The following is a 22,791-nucleotide window of genomic DNA, read 5'->3' as shown; positions in this document are numbered from 1 at the left end:
TGAGATCCCTGCAGGAGCCGGCTGTTGTGGCGAGGGAGCTTGCTCCCGCTGGGCTGCGTAGCGGCCCCAAAAATCCTGGGAGCGCTTCGCACTCCAGCGGGAGCAAGCGCCCTCGCCACAGTGAGCTCGCTTCGACAGGGGTAAAGGGTCAGTGCTTGAACATCACATGGCGAACGGTGGTGTAGTCCTCCAGGCCATACATGGACATGTCCTTGCCGTAGCCGGACAGTTTCTGACCGCCGTGGGGCATTTCGCTGACCAGCATGAAGTGGGTATTCACCCAGGTGCAGCCATACTGCAGGCGCGCCGCCAGCCGATGGGCGCGGCCGACATCGGCGGTCCACACCGATGACGCCAAGCCATAGTCCGAGTCGTTGGCCCAGCCCAACACCTGGGCCTCGTCATTGAATTTGGTCACCGACACCACCGGCCCGAACACCTCGCGGCGCACGATCTCGTCGTCCTGCTGCGCGTCGGCCAATACCGTCGGCTCAAAGAAGAACCCGTTGCCTTCCACCGCCTTGCCGCCGGTGATCAGGCGGATGTGGGATTGCGCCACGGCACGCTCCACAAACCCGGCCACACGGTCACGATGCTGCGCGGTGATCAGCGGGCCCAGCTCGGTGGCCGGGTCGTCCTGCAAACCGTATTTGATGCTGGCGACGGCCGCGCCGAGCTTCTCGACGAACGCGTCGTAGATATCAGCCTGTGCATAAATCCGGCACGCCGCCGTGCAATCCTGGCCCGCGTTGTAGAACCCAAAGGTGCGGATGCCTTCCACGGCCGCGTCGATATCGGCGTCGTTGAAGATGATCACCGGCGCCTTGCCGCCCAGCTCCATGTGCATGCGTTTGACGCTGTCAGCGGTGCTGGAAATGATGTTGGCGCCGGTGGCAATCGAACCCGTGAGCGACACCATGCGCACTTTCGGGTGATTCACCAGCGGGCTGCCGACGGTTGGCCCACGGCCAAACACCAGGTTGAGCACACCGGCCGGGAAAATTTCAGCGGCCAGCTCCACCAGGCGCAACGCGGTCAGCGGGGTCTGTTCCGACGGCTTGAGCACCACGGTATTACCGGCGGCCAGGGCCGGGGCGATTTTCCAGGCGACCATCATCAGCGGGTAGTTCCACGGCGCGATGGAGGCGATCACGCCCACCGGGTCGCGGCGGATCATCGAGGTGTGGCCCGGCAGGTATTCACCGCCGGCCGAACCGCTCATGCAGCGGCTGGCGCCGGCGAAGAAGCGGAACACATCGGCCACCGCCGGGATCTCGTCGTTCAGCGCGGCGCTGTAGGGTTTGCCGCAGTTGTCCGACTCAAGCTTGGCCAACTCTTCGCCATGGGCTTCGATGGCGTCGGCGAGCTTGAGCAGCAACAGCGAGCGGTCTTTCGGCGGGGTCTGCGACCAGCCTTCAAAGGCGCTGTCGGCGGCGCGCACAGCGGCGTCGACCTGGGCTTCGCTGGCTTCCTTGATCTCTACCAGCACCCGGCCCAACGCCGGGTTGAACACCGGCTGCGCCGGGCCTTCGCCTTCGACCAGATGGCCGTTGATCAGCAGTTTGGTTTGCATGGTTCAGTCCTCTTAAAGCTGCATCGTTTCCCCTGCCGAAACCAGCGTCACTTGTAGGAGCCGGCTTGCCGGCGATGGCGGTGTGTCAGGTGATACCGCCATCGCTGGCAAGCCAGCTCCTACAAGTGACGCGGGTTTCGTCAGTGGCAGTTATTTACCGCCACTACCGGCCACGCTTTCGCCGCCGCGGGTCAGGTAATAGGCACCCAGGATCGGGAACATCGTCACGATCATCACCAGCATCGCCACCACGTTGGTCACCGGCACATCCCGTGGCCGGCTCAACTGGTTGAGCAGCCACAACGGCAAGGTGCGTTCGTGGCCGGCGGTGAAGGTGGTGACGATGATTTCGTCGAACGACAGCGCAAACGCCAGCATGCCGCCGGCCAGCAACGCAGAACCCAGGTTGGGCATGATGATGTAGCGGAAGGTCTGCCAGCCGTCGGCGCCGAGGTCCATCGAGGCTTCGATCAGGCTGTGGGAAGTGCGGCGCAGGCGAGCGATCACGTTGTTGTAGACGATCACCACGCAGAAGGTCGCGTGGCCGACGATGATGGTGAACATCCCCGGCTCAATCCCCAGCGTCTTGAAAGTCGCCAACAGCGCGATACCGGTGATGATTCCCGGCAGGGCAATCGGCAGAATCAGCATCAGCGAGATACCTTGCTTGCCGAAGAACTCCCGGCGATACAGCGCTGCCGAGGCCAGGGTGCCGAGCACCATCGCAATCAGCGTGGCGATGGCGGCGATTTGCAGCGACAACTTGATTGCTTCCAGTACGTCCGGCCGCGAGAAGGCCACGCTGAACCACTTCAGGGTGAAGCCCTGGGGTGGAAAGCTGAACGCCGCCTCCTCGGTGTTGAAGGCGTAGAGGAAGATGATCAGGATCGGGAAGTGCAGGAAAACCAACCCACCCCAGGCCGCGATTTTGAGACTCCATGAAGCTTTTTCAGAGTGCATCGAAGGCCCCCAGACGTTTGACGATGGACAGGTAAACCGCGATCAGTACGATCGGCACCAGAGTGAATGCTGCGGCCATGGGCATGTTGCCGATAGCACCTTGCTGGGCGTACACCATGCCGCCGACGAAGTAGCCCGGCGGGCCCACCAGTTGCGGCACGATGAAGTCGCCCAGAGTCAGCGAGAAGGTGAAGATCGAACCCGCGGCAATCCCCGGCACCGACAGCGGCAAAATCACTTGCATGAAGGTCTGGCGCGGCTTGGCGCCGAGGTCTGCCGAAGCTTGCAGCAACGACGGAGGCAAACGCTCAAGCGAGGCCTGGATCGGCAAAATCATGAACGGCAACCAGATGTACACAAACACCATGAACCGCCCCAGATGCGAGGTGCTCAAGGTGCTGCCGCCTACGCCGGGAATGCCCATGATCAATTGCAACACCGGCTCCAGGCCCAGGTGCTGCACGAACCACTGCGCTACGCCGCCCTTGGCCAGCAGCAGGGTCCAGGCGTAGGCCTTGACGATGTAGCTGGCCCACATCGGCATCATCACCGCGATGTAGAAAAACGCCTTGGTCTTGCCCGTGGTGTAGCGCGCCATGTAGTAGGCGATGGGGAAGGCGACGACGGCGCTGGCGATCGACACCACGACCGCCATGCTCAAGGTGCGCACGATAATGTCGAAGTTCGACGGCTGGAACAGCGCGGCGAAGTTGGCCAGGGTCAAGTCCGGCGTGACCGCCATGGTGAAGTCATCAAACGTGTAGAACCCTTGCCACAGCAAGGTCAGCAGCGAACCCAGGTAGATCGCACCGAACCAGATCAGCGGCGGCACCAGCAGCAGCGACAGGTACAGGTTGGGCTTCTTGTACAGCAGGTTGGAAAACCTGCGCATCGGGGGTTGGGACAGGGCCAGGCTCATGTCACACCTCGCCTGCGATGTCGGTCAGCGGGGTCATGGCTTCCCGCGCCCAGCGTGCGGTGATGGGCTGGCCGACTTGATGCCCGGCGCTGGTGTCCAGCCATTGGTTGTTGGCCTGGCTGATGTTCAGGGCCTGGCCGTTTTCCAGTTTCAGTTCATAGCGGGTGGCGCTGCCTTGGTACTGGATGTCATGCAGCAGGCCGCTGATTTCCACTTCACCCGTGCCCAGCGGGCCTTCGGCGAAACGCACGTGCTCCGGGCGGATCGAGAACGGCTGCGGGTTGCCGCTCAAGCGTTGCGCCAGCTCGCCGCGAATCACGTTGGAGGTACCGACGAACTCTGCGACGAAGGTGGTGGCGGGCTTCATGTACAGGTTGCGCGGGGTGTCGACCTGCTCGATGCGGCCCTTGTTGAACACGGCCACACGGTCGGACATCGACAGCGCTTCGGTCTGGTCGTGGGTCACGAAAATGAAGGTGATGCCGAGCTGGCGTTGCAGCTTCTTCAGCTCGCTTTGCATCTGTTCGCGCAGCTTCAGGTCGAGGGCGCCCAAGGGCTCATCGAGCAGTAGCACGCGAGGACGATTGACCAGTGCGCGAGCCAGGGCCACACGTTGACGCTGGCCGCCGGAGAGCTGCACCGGCTTGCGCTCGCCGTAGCCGCCGAGGGCAACCATGCCCAACGCTTCTTCGGCGCGGTTGAGGCGCTCGGTCTTGCCCACACCTTTGACTTTCAGGCCGTAGGCCACGTTGTCCCGCACGTTCATGTGGGGGAACAGCGCGTAATCCTGAAACACGGTGTTCACGTCGCGCTGATAGGGCGGCAGACCGGCGGCTTCTTCACCGTGAATACGGATGGAGCCGGCACTCGGTTGCTCGAACCCGGCGATCAGGCGCAGGCAGGTGGTTTTGCCCGAGCCGGAAGGGCCGAGCATGGAAAAGAACTCGCCGTCCTGGATATCGATGGAAACCCGGTCAACGGCTTTCACTTCGCCGAACTGACGGGAAACGTGGGTGAATTGGACTGCAAGCGTCATGGTGCGGTGCTCCAAAAAGGCGCGTTTTGGATAAAAATCAAATCCGAGGCGGTGCGCAAATTCGCAGCCTCGTTTCACTCGACAGCGCCTACATTTTGCGTAGGCGCTGTCGAGCGCAGGCGATGTTTTATTGAGGTCGCGTAGCAGCTGCCGAGGTACGAGGCTGCGTTGGGCCGCGAAGCGGCCCCAAGGGCTTAACGGCCGCCCATGATCGCGATGTAATCCTGGGTCCAGCGGCTGTACGGCACGAACTTGCCGCCTTCAGCCTGCGGGGTCTTCCAGAAGGCGATCTTCTCGAACTGGTCGAAACCATTGGTCTTGCAACCTTCGGCGCCGAGCAATTCGCTTTCCTTGCACGCGGCGGGTACCGCCGGCAACGAACCGAACCACGAGGCCACATCACCCTGGACCTTCGGCTGCAGCGACCAGTCCATCCACTTGTAGGCGCAGTTCGGGTGCTTGGCGTCGGCGTGCAGCATGGTGGTGTCTGCCCAGCCGGTGGCGCCTTCCTTTGGAATGGTCGAGGCGATCGGCTGCTTCTCGTTGACCAGGCCGTTGACCTGATACGGCCACGCACTGGACGCCACCACGCCTTCGTTCTTGAAGTCACTCATTTGCACGGTGGTGTCGTGCCAGTAGCGGTGGATCAACGGTTGCTGGGCGCGCAGCAGTTCAAGCACGGCCTTGTACTGGGTTTCGGTCAGCTCGTACGGGCTCTGGATGCCCAGCTCCGGCTTGGTCGACTTGAGGTACAGCGCCGCATCGGCGATGTAGATGGGGCCGTCATAGGCCTGCACGCGGCCTTTGTTCGGCTTGCCGTCGGGCAGGTTCTGCGCGTCGAACACCACGTTCCAGCTGGTGGGCGCGGTCTTGAACACGTTGGTGTTGTACATCAACACGTTCGGGCCCCACTGGTACGGGGTGCCATACGTCTGCTGGCCGACCACGTACCACGGCGCATCCTTGAGGCGCGGGTCGATGTTCTTCCAGTTGGGAATCAGCGCGGTGTTGATCGGCTGCACACGCTTGCCGCCGATCAATCGCAACGAGGCGTCGCCTGACGCGGTGACCAGGTCGTAGCCGCCCTTGGCCATCAAACTCACCATCTCATCCGAGGTGGCGGCGGTCTTGACGTTGACCTTGCAGCCGGTCTCTTTCTCGAAACCGGTGACCCAGTCGTAGTTCTTGTCGCTTTCGCCACGTTCGATGTAGCCGGGCCAGGCGACGATATCCAACTGGCCTTCACCGGCGCCGACCGCTTTGAGCGGTTCGGCGGCCTGGATACTGACACTGGCCAGCAGCGCGGTGGTCAGGGCACTGAGCAGTGCGGTCTTGTGCGCAGACATGGGGGTTCCCTCTTCTTTAATTATGGTCGGGGCAGTTTTTGCAGCAGGTGGTGCATGAGCGTAGTTGTTGTTTTAAAGATGCTGGCCGTGGCGCGCCATGATGTGCCGCACCACGCTGTAGTCCTGTAGCGAATCGCTGGACAGATCTTTCCCATAACCCGAGCGTTTCAAGCCGCCGTGGGGCATTTCGCTGACCAGCATGAAATGGCTGTTGATCCAGGTGCAGCCGTACTGCAGGCGCGACGCAACCTGCATGGCCTTGTCCAGGTTCTGGGTCCACACGGAGGAGGCCAGGCCATATTCCGAGTCGTTGGCCCAGTCCACGGCCTGTTCCAGCTCGTCGAAGCGGGTCACGGTGACCACCGGGCCGAACACTTCGCGCTGCACGATTTCATCATTCTGTTTACAACCGGCCAGTAGCGTTGGCTGGTAGAAGAAACCCGCGCCGGAATGCACGGCGGCGCCGGTGATGCGTTCGATATGCGGTTGGCCGAGGGCGCGCTCGACAAAACTGGCCACGCGGTCGCGCTGGCGCGTGCTGATCAGCGGGCCGAGTTCGTTGTCGGCATCGCGCTTGCCGGCAAAGCGCAGGCTGCTGACGGCAGCGCCGAGGTCGGCCACCAGCTTGTCGTGTATCCCGGCCTGGGCGTAGATACGGCACGCGGCGGTGCAGTCCTGGCCGGCGTTGTAATACCCATAGGCGCGCACGCCTTCGACCACGGCTTGCAGGTCGGCGTCGTTGCACACGATCACCGGGGCCTTGCCGCCCAGTTCCAGGTGGGTGCGCTTGAGTGTCTTGGAGGCGGCCTGGAGGATTTTTTGCCCGGTGACGATATCGCCGGTCAACGAGACCATACGCACTTTAGGGTGGCTGACCAAATGGCTGCCGACACCTTCGCCGCCGCCACACACAATGTTGATCACACCACGTGGCAACAGTTGGCTAAACACGGGCGCCACGGCCAGGATCGACAGCGGTGTATGTTCCGAGGGCTTGAACACCAGGGTATTGCCGGCGGCCAGGGCCGGGGCGATTTTCCAGGCGGCCATCATCAGCGGGTAGTTCCACGGCGCAATCGAGGCGACCACGCCAATCGGATCGCGGCGCACCATGCTCGTATAGCCCGGCAGGTATTCACCGCTCAGTTGCCCGGTCTGGCAGCGCACGGCGCCGGCGAAGAAACGGAACACATCCACAGTGGCGCTCAAATCGTCCTGGCGCGCCAGGTGCAACGGCTTGCCGCAGTTCAGCGATTCGAGGCGGGCGAGGTAGTCGGCTTGCTTTTCGATGGCATCGGCGATGCCCAGGAGAATGTTTGAACGTTGCTGGGGCGTGGTGCGTGACCAGCCGGCAAAGGCGCGGTGGGCGGCCAGGATCGCGGCCTCAACCTGCTCGGTGCTGGCTTCGGCGATATGGGTGAGGATTTCCCCGGTGGCCGGGTTGATGATCGGCTCGACAAAACCCTGGCCTGCGACCAGTTCGCCGTCGATCAGCAACGCAGTGAGCAGCGGTGTGGGCGCGCCAGACATTTTTCGCGATCTCTTTTCTTGTGTGGTCATGGGCGTTCTCTTACAAGGCGCCTGACCTTCTCTTATGGGATAAGCAGAGACTAGAGGTCAGGCGCGAGGTCAACAAATACTAAATACTGAAAGCAGCATTCGATTAAATAGATGGCTTGCGCGGGTGGGGCTGTTCGCGGGCTACCGTCAGGAACGGGTCCACCAGCGCCGGGCGCGCCGTGCCCCGGCGCCAGGCCAGGCCCACGTCGAGGGTTTGGCTGAGGTCGGCAATCGGCCGGGCCTCGATAATGTCGCCCTCCAGGGACCAGGGGCGGTAGGTCATGTCTGGCTGGATCGACACGCCCAGACCGGCGGCGACCAGGCTGCGTACGGCTTCCATGGAGGCGGTGCGCAAGGTGACGCGCGGTTGTAACCCCGCGCCGGTCCACATGCGTTGCGCGTTGTGGCCCATTTCATCGACGTTCAGTTGAATCAGCGGCTCGCGCGCGACGTCCGCCAGGTTGATGCTGTCGTGTTCCAGCAGCGGGTGCTGGGCCGGCAGCCATAAACGGTGGGGCGAGTGGGTGAGCACTTCGGTTTGCAGGGCGTGGCGGTCTTCGAGGTTGGAGAGGATCAGCACGCCGACGTCGATTTCACCGCTGACGAGCAGGTGTTCGATGAAGGGGCGTTCGTCCTCCATCACGCGGATTTCGACATTGGGGTAGGCGCGCTGGAAGCGGGTGAGCAAGTCTGCGAGGTAGTAGCCGGCGACCAGGCTGGTCACACCGATGATCAACTGCCCGGCCACCTGGTCGGTGCTCTGTTGCAGGCTGCGCTTGGCGTTGTCGACGGTGGCGAGGATCAGGTGCGCCTGGCGCAGGAACTGGTGGCCCTGGTGGGTGAGGGTCATGCCCTTGGCGTGGCGGTTGAACAGGTTGACGCCGATTTCCTGCTCCAGTTGCTGGATCGCCAGGGTCAGGGTGGACTGGGAGATGAAGGCGGTCTGGGCGGCGGCGGAGATCGAGCCGGTCTCGGCCACGGCGATGAAGTGACGGATTTGACGCAAGGTCATCATGCTGGAATTACCAGTGGGGTGTTTTTATAGATTTGTTCGAGTGTATATCGTTTTAATTGAGGGGTAAGCGCGTTACATCTGGAAGCACTCTAGATCGGCAGGTTTTTGGCACTTGGTTTTACGCTGTGAGCCTATTGGTCCTGTGAACTTGAGTTTCTGGAGGCTGTGAATGAATACCCGTGGATTGCTCGATCAACTGCTTAAATCCGGCCAGGACATGTTGCAGAACAAGGCTGGCGGGCCGCGCAAGTCAGACGATAAAGGCGCGCTCGGCGGCCTGTTGGGCGGGGGCGGGTTGGGTAGCCTGCTCGGCGGCGCGGGCGGTGGAGCGCTCGCCGCCGGCGCCATGGGGCTATTGCTGGGCAACAAGAAAGCCCGGAAATTTGGCGGCAAGGCGCTGACCTACGGCGGGCTGGCCGCGTTGGGCGTGATTGCCTACAAGGCCTACGGAAACTGGCAGGCGCAGCAGGCCGGTGCGCCCCAGGGTGAGCCGCAGACGATCGACCGGTTGCCTGCCGCTCAGGTCGAGGTGCATAGCCAGGCGATTCTCAAGGCGCTGGTGGCGGCGGCCAAGGCGGATGGGCATGTGGATGAGCGGGAACGGGCGTTGATCGAAGGGGAGTTTGTGAAGCTGGATAACGATCAGGAACTGCAGCACTGGTTGCATTCGGAGCTGAACAAACCGCTGGATCCGGCTGACGTGGCGCGGGCTGCCGGCACGCCTGAGATGGCTGCCGAAATGTACATCGCCAGTGTGATGTTGGTGGATGAGGAGAACTTCATGGAGAAGGCATATCTCGATGAACTGGCGCGCCAACTTGAGTTGGCTCCGGGGTTGAAGGCTGAACTGGAGAAGCAGGTGCGCCAGGCAGTGGTTTCTTGATTGAGTGCCTATCCGTTGCCACAGCGACGGATAGGCCCCCGATCAAACCAGGTGCAGATGGTTATCCCAAAGCCCCGCTGGTAACTCCAGCGGCGTAGCCACCAGCGGCATCTGCCGGCAATCATAAAACCGGCAACGCCCCTGGCCCGAGGTCACCACAAACCCATCAGCCACTGCACCCACCCCGGCACAATCCGGCAAGGGCCCGTCCAGCAGCAACTGCGCACTGTCCATGTTCCAGATAAAGAACCGATTCCCCCGCGGCGCCGTCAACGCTACCAGTCGCAACTCACTGTGCACTGCCACACTGGCGGTGTAGTGCCCCATGGCCTGCAACTGCTCGTCGGCCACCGGAAACGCCACAAACGGCTGCCCCGGCCGCTTGATCGCCAGCAGCTCCGAGCGCTCGTGAGACGGCCCCATGAACTGCTGCCCGGCGAGGATCGTACCGTCACTGGCGATCCCCATGTGCCGCACACTGTTCATTTGCTGGCCGAGGGCTTCCTTGCTCAACAGCGTACCGTCACGCTGCATCAAGACCAGGCTCGGTTCCATGGCATTCAGGTTCATCTCGACCCGGCTTTCAGCCTCGGTACGAATCCCGCCGTTAGCCACTACCAGCGTTTCACCGTCAGGCATCCACGAGACCTGATGCGGCCCAATCCCATGGGTAGAAAGCTCGCCGGTGTGCACCAGCCGCTCACCCTCAAACCGATACACGCCCAGCAAGCCGCGACCCGGATCAGATGTGTCGTTTTCGGTGGCATACAACCACTCGCCATCCCTGTGCACCACCGCATGCCCATAAAAGTGGCGATTGGCGTTGGAGGTAATGGTTTGCAGCAGCGCCCCGTCACGCAAGTCGATCAGATAACTCTCGGTACCCGGCCTGCGGGCGACAAACAGCGCAATCGGCAGCGACGGGTGGTTGATGATGTCGTGGCAGCGCTGGCCAACCTCGGTGGCAAACACCTGCTTGCCGTCCAGCTGGAAGCCGACGGCGTAGTGCTTGCCGTCACTGTCATCGCGCGCCGAGAGCAGCAGCGGGCTTTTGCCCTTCTGCTTGAACAGCGTCCAGCCACCCAGGGTAATTGCACTGAGCAGCACGCTGCCGATCGCCAAAGCCTGTCGCCTGAGCATCATCAGTCACCGTCGTTGGCGTTAAAGCCCAGTTGAATGCCCAGCGCCTTGGCCAGCTCGCCTTCGTGCAGGCGGTGGACCACGTTGAGGCTGTCGTAGAGGTCGTTCAGTTGCTGGCGCCCGGCATCGTCGGCCAGCAGTTCATTGAGTGAACGCTGGGTGCTGGCGAACAGTTTCAGGGACGCGGCATACGCGGCGTCGATCTTGTCGGCCAATGGCTTTTGATCGGCAGGCAACAGGCCGCGCAGGCCTTTGTTGTCGACGCCGACCCAGACGGTCTGGGCGGCAGCCAGGCTGGCCTCCAGGCTTTGCAGGGACGACTGGCTGCGCCACGCATCCGCCTGGAATGGCTGCGGAATACCCTTGCTCTGGCGGCCCATCGGGGTGCCGAGTTTTTTCTTCAGGGTGTCCAGCGCAGTGACTTGCACCCGCAGCAGGTCGGCGATGGCTTCGTGGGAATCGGCGTAGCGCTGGTTAGGAAACTTGGTCATCTGCGCCAGCATGCCGTCGGTGCTGTTCCAGCTCGACAGGATTTCTTCGGCGAGCAGTTTCTGGCGCTCGCCGATGGCTACCAGCAGCGGGCAGTAACGGGCTTTTTGTGTCTCGTCCGCGAGATCCGTCTTGGCGTCGTAGAGGATGTATTCGTAGGCCGACAGGCCTTGCACCACGACGCTGGATTTGGCCAGTGCGGCGGCGTCGATCTGCGGCTGGGCAGTCACCAGTTGCTCGACCTGACGGCCCACCAGGTTTTTCTTGTCTGGCCAGAACTGCACCTGCCAGGAGCGGTTGCCCTCTGCCAGCGGGCCGATCAGCAGCGGTTGCAACTCGGCCCAGGCTTTTTGCGCGTGCAGGAAGTCGGCGCGCGCGGTCTCCAGGCTTTCCTTGCCCTGGCAGTAAGCCAGGGCGCTGACGGCCAGTTGGCGGTCGGCTTCCACCCAACGGCTGTAGGTCGGCAGGATCACTTGCTTGGCGATGGCTGCCGAGGTCACCGCTTGCGGGTCCTGGGGCGAGCACGCACCGAGGGCGAGGGCGGCAAGGCTGGTGAACAACAACTTGGGACGGAACATGTCGAGCTCCCTTCTGTAATTAGGACAAAGCTTATAAAGAATTCAGGAATGCCAGCAACGCCGCGCGCTGCTCGGCATTAAAAGACAACACATGCTGCTGCGCTGCCTGGGCTTCACCGCCGTGCCACAGCACGGCCTCCATCACGTTGCGGGCGCGGCCGTCATGCAACAACTGGGTGTGGCCACTCACGGCTTGCGTCAGGCCAATGCCCCACAACGGCGGCGTGCGCCAGTCGCGGCCACTGGCCTTGAATTCGGTTCGGTTGTCGGCAAGGCCGTCGCCCATGTCGTGCAGCAGCAAGTCGCTGTAGGGACGAATCACCTGGTTGGCCAGTTCAGGTTCGGCAGCCGTGGGCGACGTGGTGAATTGCGGGGTGTGGCAGCCCTGGCAACCGGCTTGGTAGAACAGGTTTTTTCCGGCCAGCACCTGCGGCGCGTTGACGTCGCGGCGGGCGGGTACGGCCAGGTTGCGGGTGTAGAACAGCACCAGGCGCAGGATGTTGTCGCTGACCTCGGGCTCGCCGCCCGGGCCATTGCCGTTGGGCGCCTGTTTGCAGGCCACTTGTGCGTCGGTGCAGTCATCGAACGGTCTCAGGGAGGTAGTGAGGCCCATATCACCAGAGAACGCGTGAACATTTTGTTGATTGAGATTCGGTTGCCCGGCTTTCCAGCCAAATCGGCCGAGTACGGTCTGATGTTGCGCGTCGTCCCAGACCCAATTCGCCCGCCCGACGATGGCCTCCTTGTCGGCGGTTTTCGCGTCGGTGTTGCGCAGGAGGTCGGCCTCGGGGATCGCTTCAAGCAGCCCCAGGCCGATCATCGGCGGCGCGACCCGGGCCGAGAAGCGCGTGTCGGGGTGCATCGGGCCGTAGCCCAGCTGGGTGATATTCAGCGCCGGCTTGCGCAACTCGACGACGGTGCCGTCCTTGAAGCTGACGTTGAGCGGGGTGTAGTCGACCCGCACCTTGCCTTCCGGGGCGACGCCGGGCACGGCCATGTCCTGCAATTGCCCACCGTAGACCGGCTCGGGGACTACACCCAGTTGCTCGATGACCTTCGCATAGGGCGGTGCATCCGGGATCGACAGGCGCACCAGCATCGACACGGCGTTGGGCGCATCGGGCACTGGCGGATGACCACGGCCATCCTTGATATGGCAGTTCTGGCAGGCGTTGGTATTGAACAGCGGCCCCAGGCCATCGCGGGCGGTGGTGGTGGACGGAGCAATCACCCAGGGGCTGCGAAAGAAACTGTTGCCTACGCTGAAGTCCAGGCGCCGGGTCGGCGACAGGTTGGCTGCGGGCAGCGAGAAGGCGTTCTGGTCGGTCTTGCGCACCGTTGTCGCGCCACCCGCCCTGGCTTCACCGGGTTCAGCCTTGGTGAATCGCGGGGCGTCATCGCAGGCACTCAGGCTCAGGGCCATCAATAGTGCAGACAGGCGAAGGGGCGAACGGGACATCAGTCTTCCTGAACGTAGGCTGAAAATAAGGCCGCAAAGTCTAACAGGGCAGGGCGGATTGAATAAGAGCAATTATCGTTTGGTGGTATCCGATTCATTCCCGCTAGAATGACTGCACATTTTTCTCTGGAGGTGGCCAATGCAGGCTCTCGACGCTTTGCTCAACCGTGTTTCCGTGCCGCGATTGCTGGACCCGGCACCGACCCAGGAGCAGCGCGACCTGCTGTTCGCTGCCGCCATGCGTGCGCCCGACCACGGCCAACTGCGGCCTTGGCGCTTCCTGACGGTGGAAGGTGCGGCACGTGAGCGCATGGGCACGCTGCTGGCCGAGGCGGCCCGCCTGCAAGACGCCGACGCGCCCCAGGCGTTTATCGACAAGGCGCAAAATGGCCCGCTGCGTGCGCCGTTGGTTGTTGTCGTAATCGCCCGTCTGCAAGAACACTTCAAGGTGCCGAAGTCCGAGCAACTGCTGGCGGCAGCCTGTGCGGCCCACGGGATTCTGCTGGCGGCGTACGCCCAGGGGATCGGTGCGGTGTGGCGCACCGGCGAGTTGTCGTATTCGGCCCACGTCGCCAAAGGGTTGGGGCTGACAGCGGATGAGGAAGTGATTGGCTTCCTCTACCTGGGCACCCCACAAAACCCGCCGCGTACGGCCCCGAAAGAAGACCTGGCGCCGTTTGTGGCCGCCTGGACCGGGGTTTAAACCCGAAACTGATCCATCAGCTTCATCTGCTGGCTGGCCAGGGCATTGAGTTGGCTGCTGATGGCCGCTGACTCGGTGGCCTGGCCGGTCAGGGTTTCGGTCACCGTGCGGATCGCCGAGACGTTGCGGTTGACCTCTTCGGCCACCGCACTTTGCTGCTCGGCGGCGCTGGCGATTTGCAGGTTCATGTCGCTGATCACCGTCACCGCATCGCTGATCTTGCCCAACGCCTGCACCGCTTGATGAATCTGCCCGGCGTTGTTCTGCGCCTGGCTCTGGCTTGAATGCATGGTCGCCACCACCCCACGGGTGCCGGTCTGGATGCGTTCGATCACCAGGCGAATCTCTTCCACCGAATCCTGGGTGCGTTTGGCCAGGTTGCGCACCTCGTCGGCCACCACCGCAAAACCACGCCCGCTTTCCCCGGCCCGCGCCGCTTCAATCGCGGCATTCAGCGCCAGCAGGTTGGTCTGCTCGGCGATGCTGCGGATCACTTCCAGTACCGAACCGATTTGTTCGCTGTTCACCGCCAGGGCTTCGACTTCGGTCACGGCCTTGCTGACTTCCTCGGCCAGGGTGGTGATGTCGCGGGTGCTGCGTTCAATGATCTGCATGCCTTCACGGGCTGACTGGTCGGCGCCTCGCGCAGCGCTGGCGGCGTTGGAGGCGCTATTGGCCACGTCGTGGGCAGTGGCGCTCATTTCATTCGAGGCCGTGGCCACTTGGTCGATTTCGCGGAACTGTACCTGCATGCCTTCGCTGGTCTGGCGCGCGATGGCCGAGGATTGGTCGGCGGTGCCACGGGCTTCGGTGATGCTTTGCTTGATCTGCGCGATGGTCGGCTGCAGCTTGTCGAGGAAGCGGTTGAACCAGTTCACCAGTTCTCCCAGCTCATCCTTTTTCGCGTAGGCCAGGCGCTGGGTGAGGTCACCGTCGCCGCTGGCGATTTCCTTGAGCATGGCCGCCACGCTGTTGATCGGCCGGGTCACGCCGGTGGCGGTCAGCCAGATCAGCAACAGGCCCACCAGGCCGGCAGCCGCGCCCACCAGCAACGCCTTGAAGGTGCCGCTGGCCTGGGACTTGTCCAGCACGGCCTGGAGTTTGTGGGCGTCAGCCAGCAGCACTTCCTTGGGCAACTTGATGACGATGCCCCAGGACTTGGCGTCGGCAATGGGCTTGACCGGGTACACGGCGCGGATCGTGCCGTCTTCCTCGCGGATCTTGCGGGTATCGCTGGCCAGCAGTTGCACGATCTCTTTGCCTTCGGCGCCGAGGGTATCGACCAGGTTCTTGCCGACTTTGGCGGGTTCGCCGCTGTAGCCGGCGATCAAGCCGCTGCCGGAAAGGATTTCCAGAATCCCGGCACCGTTAAACAGCTCCTGTCGCGCTGTATCGGTCGCCGCTTGCAGGGCGTTGAGGGCGAGGTCGATACCGACCACGCCGATCACTTTGCCGTCTACCAGCAGCGGCAGGGAGATGGTGGTCATCAACACCGGTTTGCCGGCCACGGTGTCTTCGTACGGGTCCAGCAGGCAGGTGCTGCGAGTATCCCGTGGGCAGGTGTACCAGATGTTGTAGGGCGTGCCGCTGAGGTTGAGAGTGGTCTTGGTCAGGTCGTCCTCGACCATCACGGTGTTCAGGCCTTCACCGCCGGCGCGGCTCCAGTAGCTGGAGAATCGGCCTTTTTCGTTGGACACACGGGCCGCATCGTTGACGAACTCGCTGTCTTTGCCATCCAGGCCGTTGGGCTCGAACGACAGCCAGATGCCGAGCACCTTGCTGTTGCGGTCGAAGGCGGTTTTCAGGCTGTGGTTGAGTTCTTCACGCAAGGCTCCGGCGTCCAGCGAGCGCTTGCCGGCCAGGGTGCGCAGGTCCTTGATCTGGTCGGCGAGGGCTGTGACCACCAACAGGCTTTCACCGAAGGTCTTTTGCAGTTGCACCGCTTGTTCGGCGGCCTTGGCCTGCAGCAGGTTCTGCACGCTGTCGGTGAGCATTCGCGAGCTTGAAGTGCTGATCAGTTCATCGTTCTGGTTGGTCTGGTAGAGGTTCATGCCGACCACCAGGGCTATCACCCCCAGCAGGCAGAGACCGGACAACAGCACGATTTTCAAGCGAATGGAAAGGGTGTCGAACATAGGTTTACCCGCGAATGGACTTATTGGTATGCACGCAGCATTGCCAAGTCCATTCGGCGCTATGCCCGGAACATCGGCTTGGGCCGGCGGTTCATGAGCGGGAGCCGATGAGCGGTAGGTGCGGGGTCAGATGGGCTGGGGCAATCGTTCCGGCCGTGACCAGATCCACAGGTTGCCCATGCTCATTCCGGCGATGGCCAGGTAGATCGGCCAGCCATGGTCGAGCATCACCAGCATCAGGCCGGCGCACAGCAACATGCTCACGGTGGCGCTGACTTTGGCGCGGCGGGCGATGATCTTGCCATTGCGCCAATTGAGCAGGATCGGCCCAAAGAGCCGGTGGTTTTCCAGCCAGGCGCTCAAGCGCGGGGAGCTTTTGGTGGCGGCCCAGGCGGCCAGCAGGATGAATTCGGTGGTGGGCAAGCCCGGTATCACAATCGCAACCAAGCCGATGCCCAGGCTGACGTAGGCCAGCAGGCCGAACAGAATGCGCGCGATTTTGGATGAGGATTGGGTTTTGCCGGTCATTTTAGTGGGGCTTGCAGGGTGGAGTGGGTTGCAGATTATAGGGACTGAAACCCGATCACATGTGGGAGCTGGCTTGCCTGCGATGCAGGCAACTTGGTGCATCAGGTACGCCCAGTTGATGCTATTGAAGGCAAGCCAGCTCCCACATTGATTGGGTTGCTACAGAAAAGTCAGGCCAGCTCAGGGGCGCTAGCGTACGCCTGTTCCAGCAACACGGTGAAGCGCACGAACGCATCAACCGCACCTTTTTCTACTTCGGCTTCTTCTTCGGCGGTGAATTCCAGCGCATCGAGGGTGCGGGTGAAACTCTTCCAGCCTTCAGCGCGACCGCCAGCCGGTTCGCCCAGGTGACGGGCCCCGAAGGTTTCGCTCAAGCCCAGGCCCACGGCACGCTTGATCAGGAACGCGGCGCCCAGCTTGGAGCCTTCGGACACGAACAGCCAACCCAGGGCTTGGGCCTTGCTCGGGTTTTTCACCGCGCCTGCCACCGGGGCGGGCACTTCGGTGTCCAGGTCGCCCAGGTCCAGCCTGGCAGCTTCAGCACGGCAGCGTTCGGCCAGGTCAGGGATGACCTTGATCAACTCGGCATCGTTGTACAGCGCGACCAGTTCCGATTGGAACAGGTATTGCGCGACCACGAAGCGGGCGAAGTTGGCTTGGGTTTCAAACGGGGCATGAGCCTTCACCAGTGCGTCCAGCTTGGTGTGCGGCTCGTTGGTAATCTGGTTCAGGCGCTGGGAGCGCAGGGCTGCACGTTCTGCGATAGGGGAGGCGGTCATCGGGGAGTCCTTGGGAAGAGAAAGCGTCTGGTTGCCAGGCTGTTATGAACTAGACGAACCAGAAGACGCGTCACAGTAAAAAATCCTCACCCCGCCGAAGATTAAATTCCGGCGGGGTGAGGCTCCATTGATCAGATGTCCCAGATCAGGTTGATCGCAAAATTGCGGCCCGGCTGGGTCAGGCGGTCGAGGTTGGCCGGGCCGGTCACACCGGCTTCGCCGACGCTGTCGTAGCTGCGCACGTCATCCCAGTTCCAGTACTTCTTGTCGGTGAGGTTGTACAAGCCACCGTTGATGGTCACATCGTTGGTGACCTTGTAGAAGCCGGTCAGGTCGACGATGCCAAAACCCGGGGTCTTGAACGGGCCGTTGGCGCTGTTACCGTCGGGAGCGAAGAAGGTGGTGCTGTCGACGCGGTCCTGTTTCTTGACCAGGGTCCAACTGACCAGCGCACCGTAGTTCTGCTGGTCATAACCCAGGCCAAACACGCCCTTGAGCGGGTTGACGCTGTTGAGCGGTTCGCCGTTGTCGTCATTGCGCCCGTAGATGTAGGCAATCGAACCTTTGGTGTACAGGCCCTGCGGTGCGCCGAATGCGTCCAGGTTCAAGCGGCCCTTGGCTTCCACGCCTTTGATGGTGGCGTGCTTGATGTTGTTGGCTTCGAACTGCTGCACGGTGCCACCGGCGACGGAGGCGTCTTCATCGATGAAATCACGGTACTTGTTGTAGTACACCGCCACGTCAAAGGAGCCCGCGTCGAAGTTGCCGCGAATCCCGGTTTCAACACCGCGGCTGCTTTCTGGCTTGAGGTCCGGGTTGGGTTCGACGGTGTAGCCCTGTTGCAGGTTTTCAAAGCGGCCATACAAAGCCTTGGCCGACGGTGTGCGATAGCCTTCGGCGTACTGGCCGAACCAGGTGTATTGCTCGGTCAGCGCGTAGGTCACGCCGAACTTGGGCGTTACACGGTGCCAGTTTTTTTCCGAGTCGCTGTGGTCGTAGATGCGTGTCGGGTCAACGGTGTTGAGGAACTCCTGAGTCAGCTTGGGTTTGAGCTGGATGTAGTCGTAACGCACGCTGGGCAGGAAGGTCCATTTGTCCCAGGCAATCTGGTCCTGGGCAAACAGCGCGTAGGAGTTGATCGTCGGGTCCGGGAAGTCGCTGGCTTTTTTCACGCTGTCGCCGGCCGATGGGCTCGGTGCGCCGATGGCGGTGCAGCCTGCGCCCACCGCCAGGCAGGTCGCGGCGCCTTCGCGGGAACCGGTGACTTTCTGCTGCTTGAGGGTGGTGCCGTAGGTCACTACGTGGTCGGTTTCACCGATGCTGAAAGCCTTGTCCAATTGCGCATCGAATACCCACTGTTTCTCTTCGTACAGGGTTTCGCGGGTGCGCAATACCTTGCGCGATGGCTGGTAGATTTCTGCGGTGGTCTGGTCGGTCTTGGCGATCTGGTAGTTGAGGCTGGTCTTGATGTGATCGGCAATCGGCGAGTCGAGGGCGAACTTGTTTTCGATGCCGAAACGCTCGCGGGTGATGGTGTCGTTGCCCGTACGGCCACGGTAGAAGTTAAAGCCCCGGCCACCGACGAACGGGCCGCCAATCGCGTTTTTCAGGTTGGTGTCGCGATCATCCTTGAACTTCTCGTAGGTCAGGCCCAGACGGTTTTCTTCGCCGTAGTTCCAGCCCAATTTGGCCAACACGTTGGTGGTGCGCGCATCTTCCGGGTTGGCACCGGTACGGGCCAGGCCGGTGGCGTTATTGCCGTCGTAGGATTCCATTTCATGGCCATTGCGCTGGCTCAGGTGCAGCAAGCCGTCGAAGTCTTGCACACGCCCGGCGACGGTGCCGGAGGTCAGCCAGCTCTCGTCGGCGGAGCTGTAGCCGGTCTTCAGGCGCGCCCCGAAATCCTGGCCAGGCTTGATGATGTCGCTGGGGTCGAGGGTGAAATAGCTCACCGCACCACCGATGGCGCTGCTGCCGTACAAGGCCGATGCCGGGCCGCGCAGGATTTCCACGCGCTTGACGATTTCCGGGTCGACGTAGTTGCGACGGGTCTTGGCGTAGGGGCCGTTGAAGAAGTTGTCCGGGACTTCGACACCGTCCACTTGGGTGAGGATGCGGTCGCCGTCGATCCCGCGAATGTTGTAGCCGGCATTGCCGGAGCGGGTGCCGGCACCACCGACCGAAACACCCGGCTCATAGCGCACCAGCTCGCGGATGGTGTTGACGTTCTGGCGGTCCAGGTCTTCGCGCTCGTGCACGGTCACGGTGCTGGGCACGCTGTCCACGGCCTGTTCCTGGCGGGTGGCGCTGATGGTCATTTGTTGCAGGGTGATGGCGCCAGCGACGGCGCGCTTTTCCAGCACGATGTTGTTATTGCTCAGTTTGCGATAGCCCAGGTTGGTCCCCACCAACAGCCGGTCCAGGGCTTTATCCGCCGGCAACGAGCCACGCACGCCAGGGGATGACACACCCTGGCCCAGCTCGGCGGGCAGGCCGACTTGCCAGCCGGTCACGGCGGTGAAGGCGTTGAGCGCCGAGACCAGGGATTGCTGCTCGATGCTGAAGCTGTAATTGCCCTGGCTGCGGGTAGCGGGCTCTGCGGCGCTGGCGACCATGACGGGTGCACCGGCCAACAGAATGGCAGCCGTCAGCAGCGACAAGCCGTGGCGGCGAACGGGCGAAGAGGACCGGCGGTTGAAACGAGAGGACATCGAGAGCGCTCCGGAAGGTACGAATCTTATAGTTGCGACACTGAATCAAATAGGAATCAGTTGCATTGGCTATAACGAGACGTACCGTCGATGGCTATCGAGTAAAAATAATTCTCATTTAGTTCAGGATCACCAGCGCCGGGTATTCCGAGAGCTTGGCCGAGGTGATGTGGGCCAGCGAGCGCACCACGTCCAGCGGCTGGTCGAGGCGGTAATTGCCGGTGACCGCGACGCTGGCGAGTTTGTCGTTGTTGTTGACGATCCAGCCGGGGTAATAGCGGCGCAACTCGGCCAGCACTTCGCTCATCGGGCAGTTTTCGAAAATCAGCCGGCCGTCGACCCAGGCCAGGTCCTTGGTGGTATCAAGCTTGGCGGGTTGGCCGAAGCCCTTGGGCCCGATGCGGATGCTTTCACCGGCGCTCAGGCGCACTCGCGCGTCGTCAAACGTATTGCTCAGGTCCACATCGCCACGCTGCACTTGAACCTGGGCTTCACCGTTCAGGTAGCGCACCGCAAAAGACGTATCGCGCACGCTGGCGCGCACCGGGCCGGCGTCGATTTCCAGCGGCAGGCCACGGCTGGGCAGCACTTCAAAAAACGCCTCGCCCTGGTACAGGCGGGCGATGCGCTGGTGGTCCTTGATGCTGCTGGAGAAGGCGGAGTTGGTGTTAAGCAGCACTTTCGAGCCATCGTCCAGTTGCAGGCGCTGGCGCTCGCCCACCACGGTCAGGTGGTCGGCCTGCAGGCGCATCGGCAGGTTGCTGAAGCTGAACAGGCCCAACAGCAACACAGCGGCGGTGGCCAGGGGTTTCCAGTGAGGCTTGATACGGCGCCAGGCGCTGGGCTTGCGCGGCGCATTCAGGGCGACCGCAGCGCTGTGCACCGGTGCGCCGCCCCAGGCGGCCTGGGCCTTGATAAAGGCTTCGGCGTGCAGCGAATCGCTGGCGAGCCAGGCTTCAAACGCCGCCTGCTGCCCGGGTTGCGGGCACTGCAAGGCGATCAGCCAGTCGAGGGCTTGGTCCATGGCCGCGTCTTGCAACACCTCATGAGCCAGCTCATGGGGGTGCCGTTTATTCGGATCCGTCACGGTGTTCCTCGGGTCTTCGCCACGTTTTAATCAATAGTCCTACAGACTGTGCCGACAAAGCTTAAGGGCGATCCAGTCTTTCGGCCACACCTATGCAGATGGCCATGATCAATTTCAGTTCCTTTTGCACGGTGCTCAGGGACACATCGAGCTTGTCGGCGATCTCCTGATAGCTGCAACCGTGCAGGCGGCTGAGGATGAAAATTTGCTGCTGACGGGCGCTCAACTGGCCGAGGCTGACGCTCAGGTGCTCCAGCAATTGCTCGGCCTGGGTCGCGTCTTCGGGGGTGCTGACGGGGGAGGCGACGCTTTGCAGCACGTCCAGAGGGACATCTTCCTGCAGGGTGCGGGCCTGAATCCTGCGGGCGCGCAGGTGATCCAGCGCCAGGTTGCGCGCCGTCTGGTACACGAAGGGTTCGAGGTGGTCGATCGGCCGTTCGCTCAAGGCCCGGGTAACGCGCAGGTAGGTTTCCTGCAGCAGGTCCTCGGCGGTGCTGTGGTTATTCACCATGCGCTGCAAGGTGCGCAGCAGAATCACCCGCTGGGTGAGGAAGACTTGGTTGAAGCGAGATTGGCTCACAGAGATACCAGACCGATTTGCAGCGAATGATAATGCTTATCATCAACGCAAATGGCAAGTGGCTATTTTTGAGCATGAAGCAAGGCCCTGTGGGAGCCGGGCTTGCCCGCGATGCAGTCCACGCGGTCTGTCAGGTGGACCGCGGTGATGCAATCGCAGGCAAGCCAGCTCCTACAGGAGAGGTGAGCACCGCTGGTTTATTCGGCGTTGCACAGCGCCAGGCAGTTATCCAGCATACGGTTGGAGAAGCCCCACTCGTTGTCGTACCAGGCGAGCACTTTCAGCAGTTTGCCGCTGACCTTGGTGTGATTGGCGTCGAAGATCGACGAAAGCGGGTTGTGGTTAAAGTCACTGGAAACCAGCGGCAGGGTGTTGTAGCCGAGGATTTTCGAGTGCTGGCTGGCTTCTTTGAGCAGCGCGTTGACTTGTTCGGCGCTGGCTTCTTTTTTCAGCTGTACGGTGAGGTCTACCAGCGACACGTTGATCACCGGTACACGCACGGCCATGCCGGTCAGCTTGCCTGCCAGTTCCGGCAGCACCAGGCCCACGGCTTCGGCGGCGCCGGTCTTGCTCGGGATCATGTTCTGGGTGGCCGAACGCGCCCGGTACGGGTCGGTGTGGTAGACGTCGGTCAGGTTCTGGTCGTTGGTGTAGGCGTGGATGGTGGTCATCAAGCCGCTTTCGATGCCCAGCTCGCGGTGCAGCACCTGGGCCACTGGCGCCAGGCAGTTGGTGGTGCAGGAAGCGTTGGAGATGATCTGGTGGGATTGACGCAAAATGTCATGGTTTACCCCGTACACCACGGTGGCATCGGCGCCTTTGGCCGGGGCGGAGATGATCACCTTGCGCGCGCCGGCGGTAATATGGGCGGCGGCCTTGTCGCGGTCGGTGAACAGACCGGTGCATTCGAACACCACATCCACCTTGTGTGCAGCCCACGGCAGGTCGGCGGGGTTACGAATGGCACTCACGGCAATCCGGTCACCATTGACGGTCAGGCTTTCCTGATCGTGGGCGACCTCTGCATCGAAAGTACCGTGGACGGTGTCGTATTTAAGCAGGTGGGCATTGATCGAGCTGTCGCCAAGATCGTTGATGGCGACGATCTGCAAATCCTGACGGTAGCCTTGGGTATAAAGTGCGCGCAGGACATTACGGCCAATACGGCCAAAACCATTGATAGCGATACGTAGAGTCATTGGAAGGTGCCTGTCGTCGATTTGTTGTAAGAATTACAAGATTATTCGCATAAAAATAGAAAACAAGCCTTTTTAGTGGCAATATTTTGTTCAATCTACAACGAGTGACCT

General features: G+C 62.0%; 19 protein-coding genes. 2 read left to right on the top strand and 17 right to left on the bottom strand.

Going from position 1 to position 22,791, the window contains the following annotated elements; all coding sequences use genetic code 11:
• Positions 1-148: 148 nt before the first annotated feature.
• The 7 genes from ACZRN6_RS10970 to ACZRN6_RS10940 all read right to left on the bottom strand — a co-directional run bounded on the left by ACZRN6_RS10970 (position 149) and on the right by ACZRN6_RS10940 (position 8,409).
• Positions 149-1,573: a gamma-aminobutyraldehyde dehydrogenase gene (locus tag ACZRN6_RS10970; RefSeq protein WP_177087320.1), complete on the bottom strand. Its 1,425-nt coding sequence runs from the start codon at positions 1,571-1,573 to the stop codon at positions 149-151.
• A gap of 150 nt (positions 1,574-1,723) precedes the next feature.
• Entirely contained in the window at positions 1,724-2,533 is an 810-nt protein-coding gene (locus tag ACZRN6_RS10965) for an ABC transporter permease (RefSeq protein ID WP_063032954.1), read from the bottom strand.
• Positions 2,523-3,452, bottom strand: a complete 930-nt coding sequence (locus ACZRN6_RS10960; RefSeq protein ID WP_322143443.1) for an ABC transporter permease — start codon at positions 3,450-3,452, stop codon at positions 2,523-2,525. Before ACZRN6_RS10960 ends, ACZRN6_RS10965 begins: the two co-directional genes overlap by 11 nt.
• Before the next feature lies 1 nt (position 3,453).
• Positions 3,454-4,488 (bottom strand): ABC transporter ATP-binding protein, encoded by a 1,035-nt coding sequence (locus tag ACZRN6_RS10955; protein ID WP_322143444.1) that lies wholly within the window; start codon positions 4,486-4,488, stop codon positions 3,454-3,456.
• 194 nt (positions 4,489-4,682) lie between these two features.
• Positions 4,683-5,834 carry a putative ABC transporter substrate-binding protein YdcS gene (gene ydcS / locus ACZRN6_RS10950; protein WP_322143445.1) on the bottom strand — a complete coding sequence of 384 codons (1,152 nt, stop codon included), beginning with the start codon at positions 5,832-5,834 and terminating at the stop codon, positions 4,683-4,685.
• Between the two features lie 72 nt (positions 5,835-5,906).
• Complete coding sequence (locus ACZRN6_RS10945; protein ID WP_464007935.1) at positions 5,907-7,364, bottom strand: gamma-aminobutyraldehyde dehydrogenase; 1,458 nt, start codon at positions 7,362-7,364, stop codon at positions 5,907-5,909.
• A gap of 133 nt (positions 7,365-7,497) precedes the next feature.
• A complete protein-coding gene (locus ACZRN6_RS10940; protein WP_464007934.1) occupies positions 7,498-8,409 on the bottom strand; it encodes a LysR family transcriptional regulator in 912 nt (303 codons plus the stop codon).
• 169 nt (positions 8,410-8,578) lie between these two features.
• Here ACZRN6_RS10940 and ACZRN6_RS10935 point away from each other — a divergent pair, with 169 nt between their 5' ends.
• The gene (locus ACZRN6_RS10935) at positions 8,579-9,292 is read left to right on the top strand and encodes a tellurite resistance TerB family protein (RefSeq protein ID WP_322143447.1); all 714 of its coding nucleotides are present in this window, start codon (positions 8,579-8,581) and stop codon (positions 9,290-9,292) included.
• Between the two features lie 42 nt (positions 9,293-9,334).
• Here ACZRN6_RS10935 and ACZRN6_RS10930 read toward each other — a convergent pair whose 3' ends face one another.
• Genes ACZRN6_RS10930 through ACZRN6_RS10920 form a run of 3 tightly spaced genes read right to left on the bottom strand, consistent with a single transcriptional unit; the run spans position 9,335 to position 12,958 of the window.
• The gene (locus tag ACZRN6_RS10930; RefSeq protein WP_464007951.1) at positions 9,335-10,432 is read right to left on the bottom strand and encodes a DUF1513 domain-containing protein; all 1,098 of its coding nucleotides are present in this window, start codon (positions 10,430-10,432) and stop codon (positions 9,335-9,337) included.
• A gap of 2 nt (positions 10,433-10,434) precedes the next feature.
• Positions 10,435-11,499, bottom strand: coding sequence for an imelysin family protein (locus ACZRN6_RS10925; RefSeq protein WP_464007933.1), 1,065 nt, complete (start codon positions 11,497-11,499; stop codon positions 10,435-10,437).
• A gap of 31 nt (positions 11,500-11,530) precedes the next feature.
• Complete coding sequence (locus ACZRN6_RS10920) at positions 11,531-12,958, bottom strand: di-heme oxidoreductase family protein (protein WP_464007932.1); 1,428 nt, start codon at positions 12,956-12,958, stop codon at positions 11,531-11,533.
• Positions 12,959-13,097: 139 nt separating this feature from the next.
• Between ACZRN6_RS10920 and ACZRN6_RS10915 the strand changes: the two genes are divergently transcribed.
• Complete coding sequence (locus ACZRN6_RS10915) at positions 13,098-13,661, top strand: NAD(P)H nitroreductase (RefSeq protein WP_464007931.1); 564 nt, start codon at positions 13,098-13,100, stop codon at positions 13,659-13,661.
• Here the strand turns inward: ACZRN6_RS10915 and ACZRN6_RS10910 are convergent.
• The 7 genes from ACZRN6_RS10910 to gap form a co-directional block, all read right to left on the bottom strand.
• Positions 13,658-15,796, bottom strand: coding sequence for a methyl-accepting chemotaxis protein (locus tag ACZRN6_RS10910; protein WP_464007930.1), 2,139 nt, complete (start codon positions 15,794-15,796; stop codon positions 13,658-13,660). The two genes, ACZRN6_RS10915 and ACZRN6_RS10910, sit on opposite strands and share 4 nt — an antisense overlap.
• A 126-nt stretch (positions 15,797-15,922) precedes the next feature.
• Entirely contained in the window at positions 15,923-16,324 is a 402-nt protein-coding gene (locus ACZRN6_RS10905) for a YbaN family protein (protein WP_322143452.1), read from the bottom strand.
• Positions 16,325-16,494: 170 nt separating this feature from the next.
• On the bottom strand, positions 16,495-17,103 hold the full coding sequence (locus tag ACZRN6_RS10900; protein WP_322143453.1) for a biliverdin-producing heme oxygenase: 609 nt from the start codon (positions 17,101-17,103) through the stop codon (positions 16,495-16,497).
• Between the two features lie 131 nt (positions 17,104-17,234).
• Positions 17,235-19,814: a TonB-dependent receptor gene (locus tag ACZRN6_RS10895; protein WP_464007929.1), complete on the bottom strand. Its 2,580-nt coding sequence runs from the start codon at positions 19,812-19,814 to the stop codon at positions 17,235-17,237.
• Positions 19,815-19,932: 118 nt separating this feature from the next.
• On the bottom strand, positions 19,933-20,901 hold the full coding sequence (locus tag ACZRN6_RS10890; protein ID WP_322143455.1) for a FecR family protein: 969 nt from the start codon (positions 20,899-20,901) through the stop codon (positions 19,933-19,935).
• Positions 20,902-20,962: 61 nt separating this feature from the next.
• Entirely contained in the window at positions 20,963-21,481 is a 519-nt protein-coding gene (locus ACZRN6_RS10885; protein WP_003214115.1) for an RNA polymerase sigma factor, read from the bottom strand.
• Between the two features lie 197 nt (positions 21,482-21,678).
• A complete protein-coding gene (gap, locus tag ACZRN6_RS10880; protein WP_003214117.1) occupies positions 21,679-22,680 on the bottom strand; it encodes a type I glyceraldehyde-3-phosphate dehydrogenase in 1,002 nt (333 codons plus the stop codon).
• Positions 22,681-22,791: the final 111 nt, after the last annotated feature.

The sequence above is a fragment of the Pseudomonas sp. A125 genome (genome assembly GCF_055409485.1).
The sequence above is the reverse complement of the archived record's forward strand: the minus strand, read 5'-3'. Positions and strand labels throughout refer to the sequence as shown.